At 59.5% G+C, this 14,532-nt stretch carries 10 protein-coding genes; 4 read left to right on the forward strand and 6 right to left on the reverse strand.

What is annotated here, in order from left to right; translation table 11 throughout:
• The first annotated feature begins 31 nt into the window (after window positions 1–31).
• Window positions 32–1,960, forward strand: coding sequence for a potassium transporter Kup (locus ACZ5YV_RS04165; protein WP_464788708.1), 1,929 nt, complete (start codon window positions 32–34; stop codon window positions 1,958–1,960).
• Window positions 1,961–2,020: 60 nt separating this feature from the next.
• On the opposite strand, the gene ACZ5YV_RS04170 is transcribed toward ACZ5YV_RS04165, so the two are convergent.
• Entirely contained in the window at window positions 2,021–2,485 is a 465-nt protein-coding gene (locus ACZ5YV_RS04170; RefSeq protein WP_196226014.1) for an Hsp20 family protein, read from the reverse strand.
• 459 nt (window positions 2,486–2,944) lie between these two features.
• Here ACZ5YV_RS04170 and ACZ5YV_RS04175 point away from each other — a divergent pair, with 459 nt between their 5' ends.
• Window positions 2,945–4,195, forward strand: coding sequence for a lipoprotein-releasing ABC transporter permease subunit (locus tag ACZ5YV_RS04175; protein WP_464788709.1), 1,251 nt, complete (start codon window positions 2,945–2,947; stop codon window positions 4,193–4,195).
• The gene (locus ACZ5YV_RS04180) at window positions 4,188–4,877 is read left to right on the forward strand and encodes an ABC transporter ATP-binding protein (protein WP_464788710.1); all 690 of its coding nucleotides are present in this window, start codon (window positions 4,188–4,190) and stop codon (window positions 4,875–4,877) included. Before ACZ5YV_RS04175 ends, ACZ5YV_RS04180 begins: the two co-directional genes overlap by 8 nt.
• Here the strand turns inward: ACZ5YV_RS04180 and ACZ5YV_RS04185 are convergent.
• On the reverse strand, window positions 4,863–6,671 hold the full coding sequence (locus ACZ5YV_RS04185; RefSeq protein WP_464788711.1) for a diguanylate cyclase: 1,809 nt from the start codon (window positions 6,669–6,671) through the stop codon (window positions 4,863–4,865). The two genes, ACZ5YV_RS04180 and ACZ5YV_RS04185, sit on opposite strands and share 15 nt — an antisense overlap.
• A gap of 169 nt (window positions 6,672–6,840) precedes the next feature.
• Between ACZ5YV_RS04185 and dnaE the strand changes: the two genes are divergently transcribed.
• Window positions 6,841–10,383, forward strand: a complete 3,543-nt coding sequence (gene dnaE / locus ACZ5YV_RS04190; RefSeq protein WP_464788712.1) for a DNA polymerase III subunit alpha — start codon at window positions 6,841–6,843, stop codon at window positions 10,381–10,383.
• On the opposite strand, the gene ACZ5YV_RS04195 is transcribed toward dnaE, so the two are convergent.
• Genes ACZ5YV_RS04195 through ACZ5YV_RS04210 form a run of 4 tightly spaced genes read right to left on the reverse strand, consistent with a single transcriptional unit; the run spans window position 10,384 to window position 14,518 of the window.
• Window positions 10,384–11,451, reverse strand: coding sequence for a PA0069 family radical SAM protein (locus ACZ5YV_RS04195; protein WP_464788713.1), 1,068 nt, complete (start codon window positions 11,449–11,451; stop codon window positions 10,384–10,386).
• 45 nt (window positions 11,452–11,496) lie between these two features.
• Window positions 11,497–12,024: a molybdenum cofactor biosynthesis protein B gene (gene moaB, locus ACZ5YV_RS04200; RefSeq protein WP_464788714.1), complete on the reverse strand. Its 528-nt coding sequence runs from the start codon at window positions 12,022–12,024 to the stop codon at window positions 11,497–11,499.
• Window positions 12,024–13,811 carry a lytic transglycosylase domain-containing protein gene (locus tag ACZ5YV_RS04205; protein ID WP_464788715.1) on the reverse strand — a complete coding sequence of 596 codons (1,788 nt, stop codon included), beginning with the start codon at window positions 13,809–13,811 and terminating at the stop codon, window positions 12,024–12,026. The genes moaB and ACZ5YV_RS04205 overlap by 1 nt, the downstream gene beginning before the upstream one ends.
• Window positions 13,808–14,518, reverse strand: coding sequence for a uracil-DNA glycosylase family protein (locus tag ACZ5YV_RS04210; protein ID WP_464788716.1), 711 nt, complete (start codon window positions 14,516–14,518; stop codon window positions 13,808–13,810). The genes ACZ5YV_RS04205 and ACZ5YV_RS04210 overlap by 4 nt, the downstream gene beginning before the upstream one ends.
• Window positions 14,519–14,532 lie beyond the last annotated feature (14 nt).

Raw genomic sequence — 14,532 nt, forward strand, 5'->3', positions numbered from 1 at the left:
CGTATGATCATGACCGTCTGGCGTTTCCTTCATGGCTGATCAATTGGCGAGCGCCGTCGCGAACGCGCAGGATGACGGGTCTGAAGGACATAGCCACGCGGGCCAGAAGGCGACGGCCAAGCTTGTCGTCGGGGCGATCGGCATCGTGTTCGGCGACATCGGCACCAGCCCGCTCTACGCTTTTCGTGAAACTTTCGCGGGCCATCATCATCTGGCCCTCGATCCCGACCACATTCTTGGCGTCATCAGCCTGATGTTCTGGTCGATGATGTTGGTCGTGACGCTGAAATATGTCTCCATCATCATGCGCGCCGACAATAAGGGCGAGGGTGGCAGCCTAGCGCTGCTCGCACTGATCAACGGACAGACAAAGACTCAGCGATGGTCGCGCGGCATCGTTCTTTTGGGGGTGTTCGCGACCTCGCTTTTCTACGGCGATTCCATGATCACTCCCGCGGTGTCAGTGTTGTCGGCTGTGGAAGGTCTGGCCGTTTACAATTCTGAACTGGCGCCCGCGATTCTACCTGCCGCAGTAATCATATTGGTGGGCCTGTTTTGGATCCAGGGCTTCGGGACTAACCGGGTTGCTGCCCTATTCGGCCCAATCATGCTGATGTATTTCGTCACGATCGCGGCCCTGGGCATCATCAGCATAATCAAGACGCCTGGCATTCTTCTAGCGTTCAATCCCTATTGGGCGTTCATGTTCTTCATGACCGATCCATTGCCGGCTTTCCTCGCCTTGGGCGCGGTCGTCCTCGCGGTGACCGGGGCGGAAGCGCTGTATGCCGATATGGGGCATTTCGGGCGCAGCCCGATCCGCGTGTCCTGGCTTTGCTTCGTCCTCCCGGCGTTGATGATGAACTATATGGGGCAGGGGGCTCTGCTGTTCCGCGAAGGCGCGGCTGCGCTCCACAGCCCCTTCTATCATCTGGCACCCCAATGGGCGCAGTTGCCCCTGATAGGCCTCGCGACTCTGGCAGCGATAATTGCCAGCCAGGCAGTCATTTCCGGCGCATTTTCAGTGACGCAGCAGGCGATCCAACTGGGCTTCATGCCCCGCTTGCGGATTGCGCATACCAGTGCCTCGACCGCGGGGCAGATATATATCCCCCTCATCAATTGGGGATTGATGGTGATGGTCATCCTGCTGGTACTGGTGTTCCAGACATCGTCCAATCTGACTGCCGCCTATGGCATCGCCGTCACCGGAGCGATGTTCATCGATAATCTGCTGCTGACCGTGCTGCTCTACAGGCTGTGGAAGTGGCGCTGGTATTATTCCGCACCCTTGCTTGCGGTATTCTTCATTGTGGACGGCGCATATCTCGCGGCCAATTTTACCAAGGTGCCGGACGGCGGCTGGTTCCCGCTGCTGATCGGTTTCGTCGTATTTACGCTGCTGACCACATGGTCGCGGGGGCGTCGGTTGGTACAGGATCGCTTGCGCGAAGGCGCGATGCCGATCCCTGTGTTCGTGGCCTCAGCGGCCAACAGCGCTGTGCGCGTTCCTGGGACGGCCGTGTTCATGACATCCACGCCAAACGGCGTTCCCCATGCCTTGCTCCACAACCTGAAACACAACAAGGTGTTGCATGAGCGGGTCATCCTGCTGACAGTGAAGATCAAGGACGTTCCAGTCGTTGAGGATGATGGCCGATGCAGGCTGGAGGATCTCGGAAAAGGATTCTTCCGCCTCGTGCTGGAATATGGGTTCATGCAGGAACCGGATGTTCCCGCGGCCCTCAAGAATGTCACCGGATGCGGTCAGGCATTCAGGATGATGGAAACCAGTTTCTTCCTGGCACGCCAAACGCTGTTGCCGTCTGCCAATCCAGGAATGCCGCTGTGGCGAGAAAAAATCTTCGCCTGGATGCTGCGAAACGCAGAAAGCGCGATGGAGTTCTTCCGCCTTCCTACCAACCGCGTGGTCGAACTGGGTAGCCAGGTAGAGATTTGAGATGCAAAAAGGGCGCGACCTTCAGGCCGCGCCCCATGTACATCGGTTGGGCAAAGTCGATCAGGCCGCGTCGCGATCCTTGTTGATATCGACCAGCTGCCCGCCATTCACAGCGATCTTCTTGGGCTTCATCGCTTCGGGGATTTCGCGAACGAGTTCGATCGTCAGCAGCCCGTCTGCAAGATCGGCCTTTTCCACCCGCACGAAGTCGGCCAGCTCGAAACGCCGCTCAAAGCTGCGATTGGCGATGCCGACATGCAGGAATTTGGAGCGATCAGAGTTCGGGCTATCTTCCTTGCGTCCGACAACCTGCAACAGATTTTGCTGAGCAGTGATGTCTATTTCGTCAGGTCGAAAGCCGGCAACCGCCAAAGTGACCCGATAGCGGTCCTCCGAAAGACGCTCGATATTGAAAGGGGGATAATTGTCGCCCTGCTGCAACCGGGCATTGTTTTCGATCAGATCAAAAAGTCGGTCGAAACCCACAGTGGAGCGGCGATAGGGGGTAAGGTCAAAACCACGCATGTCATAGTCTCCATCAGAGCAAAATGATCATACCGGACCCATGCTGGCGTCCGGCGATACGATGCGCGGCCCCATCAGGCGGCCGTGCGTCGTTGATATGGTTGAACGAAATCGGGTTTCAAGGGGCCTGTTTCGGCCGGAATCAAAAGTGCCCGGATCGTGTTTCCACGATCCGGGCACTAATGGACGATTGCTCGTCTCCCCCTTGGTCTGCCTCAACCACTTCTCAGCCCCCTAAGCTTGAAGCGGGAAGCAGTATCCCTGAACCACGGCCATTAACCTGTGCTTCGATGACTTTGCTATGGCTCCGAAGGCCCGCTGTCACGGGCTATTTCCGTACGGGAAGATTTTAGCTTCAGGCCTGTGGCTGAGGTGCAACAATCTGCGATGCTTGCCGTTAGTGGAGACCCTGCTAGACGGGCAGTAATTAACATCACGCAAAGGGCCGTTCGCGCCACCATGATCTTGTCACGCTACGAACGCATGATTGCCAAGCGCTATCTGCTGCCTGGGAAGGGAGAGGGATTCATTTTCCTCGTCGCCGGGATAAGCCTCGCCGCCGTGATGTTGGGGGTGGCTGCGCTCATCATCGTGATGAGTGTGATGAATGGGTTCCGTGCTGAGTTGTTCGACAAAATTGTGGGACTGAATGGCCATGCGGTGGTGCAGGGCTATGGCGGACGGTTGCCTGATTGGCGATCCATATTGAAAGAAGCAAAGGCGACGCCCGGGGTTACCAGTGCAACGCCGCTTATCGAACAGCCGCTGCTGGGCAGCTTTCAGGGACGGGTTGAAGCGGTCCTCGTCCGCGGCATGACCGTCAAGGACATCCGGAACAATGCGACACTGAAGGCGAAGGTGCTGGCGGGGAGCATGGATAACCTCACCGCCAACGCAGGCAAGGTCGGCATAGGATCGCGACTGGCGGAAAATCTGGGCCTTCAGCTTGGCGACAGCATCACCATAATCAATCCCGCAGGGCGCTCGACGCCGTTCGGCACTGTGCCGCGCCAGATTTCTTATCAGGTGGCGGCGATCTTTGAGGTGGGTGTCTACGACTACGACAAGGCGTTCGTCGTGATGCCTGTGGAAGATGCGCAGACTCTATTGTTGCTCGGCGACGTGGTCGGCATGATCGAGATCGAGACTGTGGACGCTGATCGGGTGGGAACAATCCTGCAACCGCTGGCTGGAAAGGTTGCGGGTCGGGCTGTCGTGACCGATTGGCGTCAGATGAACGCCTCCCTTTTTGAAGCGTTGGCCGTTGAACGGGTCGCGATGTTCGTGGTGCTTTCGATCATCGTGCTGGTCGCGGTTTTCAACATCCTTTCCTCGCTGATCATGCTGGTGCGAGCGAAAACGCGTGATATCGCGATCCTGCGAACAATGGGTGCAAGCCGGGTTGGACTCGTCAAGATATTCATGACCGTGGGCGTGACTATCGGATCATTGGGCATGGTGGCCGGGATGGTGTTGGGCTTCACCTTCCTCTTTTTCCGGCAGAGTGTTGTGAACGCGATCCAGTTCCTGACCGGGCAGAATTTGTGGGATCCCTCGATCCGTTTTCTGACCGAACTGCCGGCTAAGCCAGATCCCATCGAAATCACGATCATCTGCCTGATGGCGTTGATTTTCAGTTTTCTTGCTACGCTTTATCCGGCCTTCAAGGCTGCCAATACCGATCCCGTTCAGGTGCTGCGCTATGAATGACATATTGAAGGTTGCGGGCCTGAAGCGCAGCTTCACTCAAGGAGGCGTGACGATCGAGGTCCTGCGCGGCGTCGACCTGAACGTCGGAGAGGGAGAGATCGTGGCGCTACTCGGGCCGTCAGGGTCCGGCAAATCGACCCTGTTACAGGCGGTCGGTCTGTTGGAAGGGGGGTTCGACGGGTCCATCCGCATCGACGGTGAGGAAGCTGCGCGTCTCGATAATGACGGGAGGACGCGCTTGCGCAGGGATGCATTGGGCTTCGTCTATCAATTCCACCATCTGCTGCCGGATTTCAACGCGGCCGAAAATGTCATCCTCCCCCAGGTTATCCGCGACAAGGAATTCAATGCGGCACGTGCACGTGCTGAGTCGCTCCTGACATCCTTGGGCCTTGGTCATCGTCTGGATCATCGGCCGAGCCAACTTTCCGGCGGTGAGCAGCAACGCGTGGCGGTGGCGCGGGCACTCGCCAACCGTCCTGCCTTGATCCTGGCCGATGAACCCACGGGGAATCTGGATGAACGGACAGCCGATATCGTGCTAGCCGAGTTTCTTCGCCTTGTGCGAGAGGAAGGATCGGCCGCTCTGGTCGCGACTCATAATGAAAGGCTCGCGGAAAAGATGGATCGCGTCGTCCGTCTTCATGAAGGGTTGCTGGAAGAAGCCTCAGGCCTGAACTGAGGCATCTTCACGGACAGTGGCGACCACGATCTGGTCTCGTCCTTGCGCCTTTGCGCGAAGGAGCGCGGCGTCGGCAGTTTGGACGAGCTGCGCAGCTTTGCCATGATCGGGATAGGCGGCGAGACCGAATGAAGCCGTGATGGGGCCAAGCTCTTGATGGCCATGCTGCACGCGCAGATTTTGAATCCTCGCTTGGACTTGCCGCGCACGATCGATCGCCTGATCCAGCGAAAATCCGGGCATCAACAGCACGAACTCTTCGCCACCCAAGCGGAAGGCGAAACCGTCTTCACGGAGCGAGTCGTCGAGCACACCGCCCACAGCCCGCAACACAGCGTCTCCGGCATCATGGCCATGTGCGTCGTTGAAGCGTTTGAAATGATCGATGTCGATCATGAGGCACGCCAGAGGAGAGCGATCACGCGTGCTGACCGCCACTGCGTCTTCAAGTGCGGCGTCGAACCGCCGCCTGTTGGCGAGCCCGGTCAGCGCATCGACCATTGCCATTTCGCGCAGCGCATCGCGCAGGCGGAGATTTGCCAGCGCCAGCCCGATATTTTCGGCCAGCATCTCCAGATATTTCTCGGTCCTCTCGATCTGATCGGCTGCCAGGCCACCGGGCTCTTCGAAATAAAGGAGACCAATGGTCTCACCCTGCGCAGCCAGCGGGATGCAGATGGTCGAAGCCGTACATTGCCCGCCCAGATGTTCGCAAGGAATGTCGATGATGTTCCCCGAAGGCCGGTGCATCTGGCCGCGACGCAATCCCCAGCAGCTTGAAGGAGGAAACTCCTCGTTCGACCATAGTGGTGACAACCAGTCGCAGGCCTGGCGTATCGCATTCCGGCGTGCGTCGTGGATATACAGCCTGCCCGCGAAGTCGGGGGCGATCTCCGGAGCGAACCGTCGCACGACGTCGATGAGATCGGAACTGTTGTCACAACCCTGAAGGCGCTGCGTCATGCGGGACAGAAGGTCTTGCATTATCCGCTCGGCGTCGCGTTCCTTTTCCAGCCGTTGCCGCTCCAAGCCATTTTCGCGGAAGATCCGGATCGCCTGAGCCATATCCCCGATTTCATCGACATGCGAAAATTCCGGCGGGATTGCTGCAAAATCCTGTGCGGCCAATCGGGTCACTACATCGCTCAGGCGAACGACCGGGTGCAGGATGCGCTGTTTGAGAATGAAATAGAGAACACAGAGAAAAAGGAGCGCCGTGGCGCCGAGCATGATTTCCGACATGCTCCGCCATTGCCGCGCAGTCGTCGTGGCACGTGCGATCGTCGCTTCGGTACGTTGATCGAGCATGTACTGGAATTTGCCGATCTGGGCGCCGATGCGGTCGAGTTCGCGGCCATATTCGTCGCCGAACAATATCGTCCGGGCAGTGTCGGGGTTGCCAGCCTTCACGGCGCGTAAGGCCGCTTCCTGCTCATCGGAGAGAGCGTCGGTCCAATGGAGGGCGTCGCGAAGAGCACGAAGTTCGGCCTCCGTCGCACCCACGTCACGCAACCTGCTGATACGCTTTTCCACCGAGCTCATCGCCGCTTTCTCGCGCCGATAGGCAATGACGTGAGTGGGATCGCCGGTAATCGAGAATGCCCGCGCCTGCTCCGTCTGTCGGTAGCTGTCTTCGAGCAACGCGGCCGTAAGCTGATCAAAGACCGCCCGCTGCTCGACTGCGGTGCGTTCCGCCTTTTCAGCGCCTGATGCCATGAGCATCGTCGTGCCGGAAGCGAGCGTCAGGAGTACGGTGGCGCCATAAGCCCAGTTGGTGATCGTGGATAAACGCATATGCGTGCAATTATGTGTGAGAAGTTGGAGAATGCTTAATCATGGGGCGAGCGGCCCGGAGATAGCGCCACATCGGTGCAGCTTGGGAGCCGACCGACGCCGCAGCTTATCCACAGCATTTCTCAAGAAGGACTGGCGCCCGAGGCGGTAGCGGCGCTATCAATGCAGAATGCCTCACGCCGGTTTTGTACCTCTTCGCATCTTTTCCTCTTTCACCATGCTGGAAGGCGCGATCGAGCCGAAGAAGATCGCTAAGCAAGCGCGAACGCTCGGCTTTCCGGCAGCAGCGATCACTGATCGCAATGGCCTTTATGGGTCGATGGCTTTTTCAGATGCCTGCAAGGGCGAGGGCGTTCAGCCGATAATCGGAGCCATGCTGGGCATATTGCGGCCCGGGCGCCCCGCCAATGCCGTTGCCGTGCATGATTGGCTGGCGCTTTATGCCCAGGATGAAGCGGGATACGATAATCTTTGCGCGCTGGTTTCGATGGCGCACCTAGACCGTCCGGTCGAAGAAGTCCCCCACGTTACCTTGGATGCGCTGGTTGGTAGGACGGAAGGGCTTATCGCTCTGACCGCTGGGGCGGAGGGTGCGCTTGCGCGATTGTTCGCGGAGGACCAGCCCGACGCCGCCTTTGCCTATGCCGACCGGCTTCAGACCCTCTTTCAGGATCGGCTGTATGTCGAAATTTGCCGGAGGCTTGATCCCATAGAAGGCAGGGCGGAAGCTGAATTGCTCGAACTTGCCTATTCGCGTGATCTGCCGTTGATCGCGACCAATCCGACCTGCTTTGCCGAGCCTCACTTTCACGAGGCTCATGACGTAATGCTCTGCATCGCCGACGGGGCCTATGTCGAGACTCCCGACCGGCGGACGAGTTCGCCCGACGCGTGGATGAAGCCCGCCGCAGAAATGAAGCGGCTGTTCGAGGATTTGCCGGAGGCGCTAGCCAACACGCTTTTAGTCGCCCAACGTTGCGCGGTCGCTGCGCCAAAGCGCAAGCCTATCCTGCCGAGCCTCGCTGGCGACATCGAAGGCGAAGCGCGGATGTTGCGCGAGCAGGCAACAGAAGGACTGGAGTGGCGGCTGGAAAAGGCGGGGATCGAGGGAGATGAGGCCCGCCAGCCCTATTTCGACCGGCTGACGTTCGAAACTGATATCATTATTCAGATGGGTTTTCCCGGCTACTTCCTGATCGTTGCCGACTTCATCAAATGGGCGAAGGAGCAGGATATTCCTGTGGGTCCGGGCCGTGGCTCGGGCGCAGGCTCAGTGGTCGCCTGGGCGCTCACCATCACGGATCTTGATCCGCTGCAACTCGGGCTGCTGTTCGAACGCTTCCTCAATCCCGAGCGCGTTTCGATGCCGGACTTCGACATCGACTTCTGCGAAACGCGGCGCGGTGAAGTGATCCGCTATGTTCAGCAGAAATATGGTTCCGACCATGTCGCGCAGATCATCACCTTCGGTAAGCTGAAGGCGCGCGCGGTGCTGAAGGATACCGGACGCGTTCTGCAGATGAGTTATGGGCATGTGGACCGGCTTGCCAAGCTGGTGCCCAATCATCCGACAGACCCCTGGACGCTGGAACGGTCCTTGAACGGCGTGGCAGAGTTCAAGGCCGAATATGACAATGACAATCAAGTCAAACGGCTGATCGACTATGCGATGAAGCTGGAGGGCTTCCCCCGGCATAGTTCGACTCATGCAGCGGGCGTCGTCATTGGCGACCGGCCGCTGTCACAGCTTGTACCGCTCTATCGCGATCCGCGGTCGGACATGCCGGTGACTCAGTTCGACATGAAATATGTCGAAGGCGCGGGATTGGTGAAGTTCGATTTCCTGGGTCTCAAAACGCTGTCTGTTCTGCAAAAGGCGGTCCAGTTGCTGGCTGGGCGGGGCGTCGAGATCGATTTGAGCATCCTCAGTTGGGACGATCCGGCCGTTTATGACCTCCTTCAGCGGGGCGACACGGTCGGCGTGTTCCAGCTGGAATCGGAGGGCATGCGCAAGACACTGGCCGCCGTTCGGCCCACCAATTTCGGCGACATAATTGCGCTCGTTTCGCTCTATCGGCCCGGTCCGATGGATAATATTCCTATGTTCGGGCGCCGTAAAAACGGCCAGGAAGATATTGAATATCCTCATATTCTCCTGAAGCCTATCCTCGAAGAGACATACGGCATCTTCGTCTATCAGGAACAGGTGATGCAGGCCGCCCAGATTCTGGCGGGCTATTCCCTGGGGGACGCTGACCTTCTTCGTCGTGCCATGGGCAAGAAGATCAAAGCGGAGATGGATGCTCAGCGAGCGCGATTCGTTGAAGGTTGCGCCGGGAGCGACATTCCGGCCGCCAAAGCCAATGAGCTGTTCGATTTGATCGACAAGTTCGCGGGCTATGGCTTCAACAAGTCCCACGCCGCCGCCTATGCGCTGCTTGCCTATCAGACGGCGTGGTTGAAAGCGCATTACCCGGCGGAATTCTATGCCGCCTCGATGGCTTTCGATATCCATCTCACGGATAAGCTGACCATCTTTGTCGATGACATGCGACGCATGGGCCTTAGCTGCCTTGCGCCCGACATCAATTGCAGTCTTGCCGACTTCTCCGTTGAACCGATCCAGCATGAGGGTGAGGATGCGCGCCTTGGTTTCGCGGTGCGCTATGCCCTGGGGGGGCTGAAGGGCGTCGGTGAAAAGGCGATGGAGCAGCTGGTTGCCGAGCGGGATGCGGGCGGGTCATTCAAGTCCCTTGATGACTTTGCAGACCGGATAGAGCCGCGATTGCTGAACCGCCGCCAGCTTGAAAGCCTCGCGGCGTCAGGCGCGTTCGACGAAATCCATCCCGACCGGGCTGGAGTGCATGCAGCGGCAGATACGATCCTGAGCGTTGCCGCCAGTGCTGCTGAAGCGCGGGAAAGCGGGCAGGGCGGCTTGTTTGGCGACGTCGAGACGCCGCATGCAGATGTCCGAATTCCGCCCCATCAGACCTGGTCCACTACGGACAGGATGGCGCAGGAAAAAGAAGCCTTTGGCTTCTACTTTTCGGCGCACCCTGTTGATCGTTATCGTCATCTGGCTGAGGCGCGTGGGGCGAGAAGCTACGGAGCGATCTGTGCCGAACAGGTGGCGGAGGGCGGGCGCGCCAATGCGGTCATGGCCGCGATGGTGGAAGAGGTGCGCTGGCGCGAAACGCGACGCGGCGCGCGATATGCGGCTGCTACATTCTCCGACAGCAGCGGGCAATTCCAGGCGAGTTGCTTCGATGAAGATGCATGCAAGGCTATCGAGGCTATGGCGCGGGACGGTGATTGCGCCCTGTTGATGGTAGAGCTGGATCGCATGCCGGGCGAGGAAACACCTCGCGTGACGATCAGAGGCGTGGAGCAATTCAATCAACTCGCCAGCGCATCGCGGATGGAATTGGTGGTGGATGTGCAGGATGCCGCAGCCGTTGACGTGTTGGCGGAACTGCTGCTGCGAAACAGGGGCGGGCGCAGCGAAGTTTTCCTGCGGACCCCACTGGCGGGCGGCAAGGCTGCGCGGATGTTCGTTGGAGATGATTTCCTGATCGGGGCGGATCAGGTAGACGCGATCGCGCTCATTGCGGGCTTGTCCATCCAAAGCTTCGAACGGATGGAGCCGAAAGCGGATGGGTATCGGGCACGGACTCGGCGCTCCGGCTTCAGGCTGGTTGCGGCAACGGCCTGATCAAAGGAGTTGAAGCTGTGGACCTGCGGGCGGACGGAACAGGTCGGTCCTGAGTGTCAGCCTCTCGCCTGAAAAGCCGACGCGCTTTCGCGCTTTGATGAAACGGGTGCGTATCAGGTCGGCCCAAACCCCTTGGCCGCGCATTCTGGTCCCGAAATCAGGATCATTATCGCGGCCCCCTCTTATTTCACGAATGATTCCCATGACTTTTGCGGCTCTGTCGGGATAGTGTTCCTGAAGCCAGGCGCGGAATAGGGGTGCCACCTCGTAGGGGAGCCGAACCGGGATGAAGGTAGCGTCGCGAGCCCCAGCGGCGGCGACCGTCTCGATTATGGCCTCTATCTCATGGTCCGTGATGGCGGGAATGATGGGAGAGACGCTGGCGACGACCGGCACGCCTGCTTGCGCCAGCTGACGGATAGCCTCCACCCGCCGGAGTGGGTGGGCCACGCGAGGTTCGAGAGTACGCGCGACCTTTGGGTCAAGGGTCGTTACGGAGATCATCACGGCGACGAGCCGGTCGCGCGCCATCTCCTTCAGAAGATCCAGGTCGCGAAGAACCCGGTCGGACTTTGTCGTGATGAAGAGTGGGTGGCGGCATTCAGCTAATATCTCAATAGATTGGCGGGTGATCTTCCAATCCCGTTCGATCGGTTGATAGGGATCGGTGTTGGTCCCCATGGCGATAGGGGAGACTATGTAGGACGGCTTGGACAGTTCGGCGCGGAGCAGGGCGGGCGCATCTGGCTTGGCGAAGAGGCGCGTTTCGAAATCCAGGCCGGGTGACAGATCGTGATAGGCGTGGGTTGGCCGGGCGAAACAGTAAATGCATCCATGCTCACAGCCTCGATAAGCGTTAATCGATTGGCTAAAGGAGAGATCAGGCGACTTGTTGCGGCTGATGATAGTGCGGGGATGTTCGACGGTGACCTGTGTGCGACGGCGCGGTGCGGGGCCATCAATGGCATCAAGCGTATCGAGCCAGTCGCCGTCAGCGATCTGTTCCGCGATATTGAAGCGGTGGCTAGCGACATTCAACGTCGCGCCTCGACCCTTTTCAGCAACCATGCTCCATTAGAACATAATAGGAACATTGTAGCAAGGGCCGGTGGGTCAGCGCTCCATCAGGCGGGGCATCAGTTCGACGAAATTGCAGGGGCGATAACGGCTGTCGAGCTGGGTGGAAAGAATGCCGTCCCAGGCGTCCTTCACCGCGCCGGTAGAACCCGGCAGCGCGAAGATATAAGTTCCGCGCGAAACGCATGCGGTGGCCCGCGACTGTATCGTCGAGGTTCCGATTGTCTGGAAGCTGAGCCATCGGAATAGTTCGCCGAAGCCGGGTATTTCCTTGTCCTGGACCTGGGCGATCGCTTCCGGGGTCACATCGCGGCCCGTGACGCCCGTGCCTCCCGTAGAGATGATGCAATCGATCTGGGGATCGTCAATCCAGCTGTGCAGGCGGGCAACGATGGCGGCTCGATCATCTTTTTCGATATAGCGCGCAGCCAATATGTGACCCGCAGCCTTTATTCGCTCGACCAAGGTATCGCCGGATCGATCGTCTGCAAGGCCTCTGCTGTCGGACACAGTCAGGACCGCAATTCGTACCGGCAGAAATGCCCGGTTCTCATCGATCGGCATTAGTCAGAGCCGCCCGCGATGCTGGGTGCGGACAGGTTGCTGTTCTGGCTCAGCCTGACCATGCGCGCGCCTTTGGCTGTGGGGAAGGTGGGCCACATGCCCTGCGCCATGCCGGTGAGGCAATCAGCGCTGCCCTTCGCCTGAATTTGATACATCCAGTAGTTGCGCATGACGATGTTCACATAAGCGCGGGTTTCATAATAGGGCAGCGACTCCATGAACAGGAGAGGGTCGCCATTGTCCTTGACCTCGCTGTTCCAGCGTTCGACGGGCAGCGGACCTGCATTATAGGCGGCCATGACCTTGGGCAGAAGCCCGCCGGTGGCGCTCATGTTGCGGAGGTTTTCCAGGTAACGCTGGCCATATTCCATGTTGGTCGATGGCACGAACAATTGGGCAGGGGAGGAAAGGCCCATGTCGCTGCCGGTGCCGGGCAGGACCTGCATCAGGCCTCGGGCACCTGCACTGCTGACGACGTCGCTACGGAACCCTGATTCCTGAAGCGTGTGGGCATAGATCAAGGCGGGATCGACGCGCCATCCACCATCCGGACGCCAGTCGGGCGTCGGGAAGCGGGCGAAGCTGCCAGGCTGTTTACCCGCCGGACCATTATGCGCGAGCCAAAGTTGGGTGGCGGGAAGGCTGAGAGCGTTTGCCAGTTTCAGCAGCGCGTCATATTGGGCCGCGCCGCCGATCCGCGCCTGGTGGCGGATGAACTGGTCGGCTTTCGCGATCTGCCCGATGGACGCAAGAGCAATGGCCGCGCGGACATTCGGGCTGTCCTTGAGCTGCTGCCAATCGGCTGCCCCAAAGTGGGGCGCCACTCTGGCGCCGCCAACGGGCATGCCCAGTGTCTCGCGGGCAAGCAGGCCATAGAAGGTTTCATCGGAACGAGCTGCCGTCTTCAGAAGACTTTCGACCTTTTCGGCCTGACCGCAGACCATGTAGGCGCGGGAAGCCCAATAGGCTCCCGCTGCCCGCATGTCGGCATTTCCAGCGAGAGCCGCAACATTGGCGAACGCAGGCGCGGCTGCTGCGCAATCATGCTGTCGCCAAGATGCGAGGCCCAGCGTCCAATGCGCTTGCACCGTCCAGTCGCTGCCCGAACGGGTTTCGAGCGCTCGGTTGGCCATGCGGCGTGCGTCGGCGTCGTTATTCTCGATATAATAGGACCAGGCGACACGCTGGCGCACTTCCGTCACGCCTTCAGGGGTGAGGCCGATTTCCCCGGACGCCAGCAGCGTTTCCGCTCCGACAGGATCATCATTCTTGATGAAAGGCGTGATCTGGCCAACCAGCGCCTGGGCCAGTAGGTCGGTCTTCGTCGTGGCGACATATTCGCGGCGGGGTGCGGAACCCAGCCATACCATCTTCTGGATTTGCGGGAGGGTTGGAAGGATCGTAGCTCCCCGCTTTTGCGCCAGCCGCGAAAGTTGATCCGCGTTGGGAAGCCAAGCTGCCTTGTTCACCAGGTCGAGCACATCGAACAGCTCGACGCGTGGAGAGTCCTTCGCCACATAGAGGTCGGAGAGGGCAACGAAACGCATCGGATCCTGCGGATCCAAAGCCAGGATCATGGCTTTTGCGTCAGCCCAACTCTGACCCGCCAGTGCGGCGTAAATAGCCGAGTAACGCCCCTTGTCTGCGTCATTGATGGACAAGGCGGAGTTGAAGTCGGATCTGAACTTCGCGGTCGATGGCGCGTCATCCGCTTTTGCGGGCATGGTAGCGGCGGCACTCATGGCGGCCAGAGCCAGACAGGAAGATCGGGTGAGCGCGCGAATCACTGATGCATATCCTCGACCAGGCGTTGCAATGTGCGCCAACATTCCGCTTTCGCCGCGGGCTGCCCGAGCAGCAGCCGCGGGTGGAAAGTGGCTAAAGCAGGCACAATGCCGCCATCATGGTTAAAAAAGTGTAAACTTTCCATCCCTTGCTTGTCTTGGACGGGAAGGAATGTGCGGATCGTCCTGTCGCCCATAAGCAGGAGCTTGCCGGGAGCTGCGAGGGAAACATGGGTCCGCATGCGATCGGCCGCAGCATTCAGATCCGCCGCCTCCACCATGCCGCCGGGTGGCCGCGCGCAAAAGAGGGAAGCGATGTAGACCGTCTCACGCGACAAGCCGATGGTGGAGAGCATGGCATCGAACAAGCGTCCGGCGCGGTCGGCAAGCAATGTGCCTGCGTCTATGTCGGCCGGATCGGGCATGTCCGTGATTATCATCAGCGGAGATCCGGCTTGTCCCTGTGGCAATATGGGCGTTCCGGCCCAGCGGCGCTCGGGTTGTCCGGCATCCTCAGCGAGCCAGGTCATGAAATCCTGAAGCGATCCGGGTTTCTTCACCGTGGCGGGAGAGGAGGTGGACGAGGGCGGGGTGGCAGCTGGAGTTGGGCGCAGCCAATTGACCGGCGTTTCCGTCGTCGCGCCATCAACGCCCGCCATGTCCCACCATGCCAGATAGGCGCTGGCAGCATTGGCCAAGTCTTCCGTCATTCCCCGCATCGTTC

The sequence above is a fragment of the Sphingobium sp. TomTYG46 genome (genome assembly GCF_055396345.1).

Coding starts and splice junctions, on each gene's coding strand:
- ACZ5YV_RS04165 (WP_464788708.1), top strand. CDS start 32: ATGGCTGATCAATTGGCGAGCGCCGTCGCGAACGCGCAGGATGACGGG.
- ACZ5YV_RS04170 (WP_196226014.1), bottom strand. CDS start 2,485: ATGCGTGGTTTTGACCTTACCCCCTATCGCCGCTCCACTGTGGGTTTC.
- ACZ5YV_RS04175 (WP_464788709.1), top strand. CDS start 2,945: ATGATCTTGTCACGCTACGAACGCATGATTGCCAAGCGCTATCTGCTG.
- ACZ5YV_RS04180 (WP_464788710.1), top strand. CDS start 4,188: ATGAATGACATATTGAAGGTTGCGGGCCTGAAGCGCAGCTTCACTCAA.
- ACZ5YV_RS04185 (WP_464788711.1), bottom strand. CDS start 6,671: ATGCGTTTATCCACGATCACCAACTGGGCTTATGGCGCCACCGTACTC.
- dnaE (WP_464788712.1), top strand. CDS start 6,841: ATGCCTCACGCCGGTTTTGTACCTCTTCGCATCTTTTCCTCTTTCACC.
- ACZ5YV_RS04195 (WP_464788713.1), bottom strand. CDS start 11,451: ATGGTTGCTGAAAAGGGTCGAGGCGCGACGTTGAATGTCGCTAGCCAC.
- moaB (WP_464788714.1), bottom strand. CDS start 12,024: ATGCCGATCGATGAGAACCGGGCATTTCTGCCGGTACGAATTGCGGTC.
- ACZ5YV_RS04210 (WP_464788716.1), bottom strand. CDS start 14,518: ATGACGGAAGACTTGGCCAATGCTGCCAGCGCCTATCTGGCATGGTGG.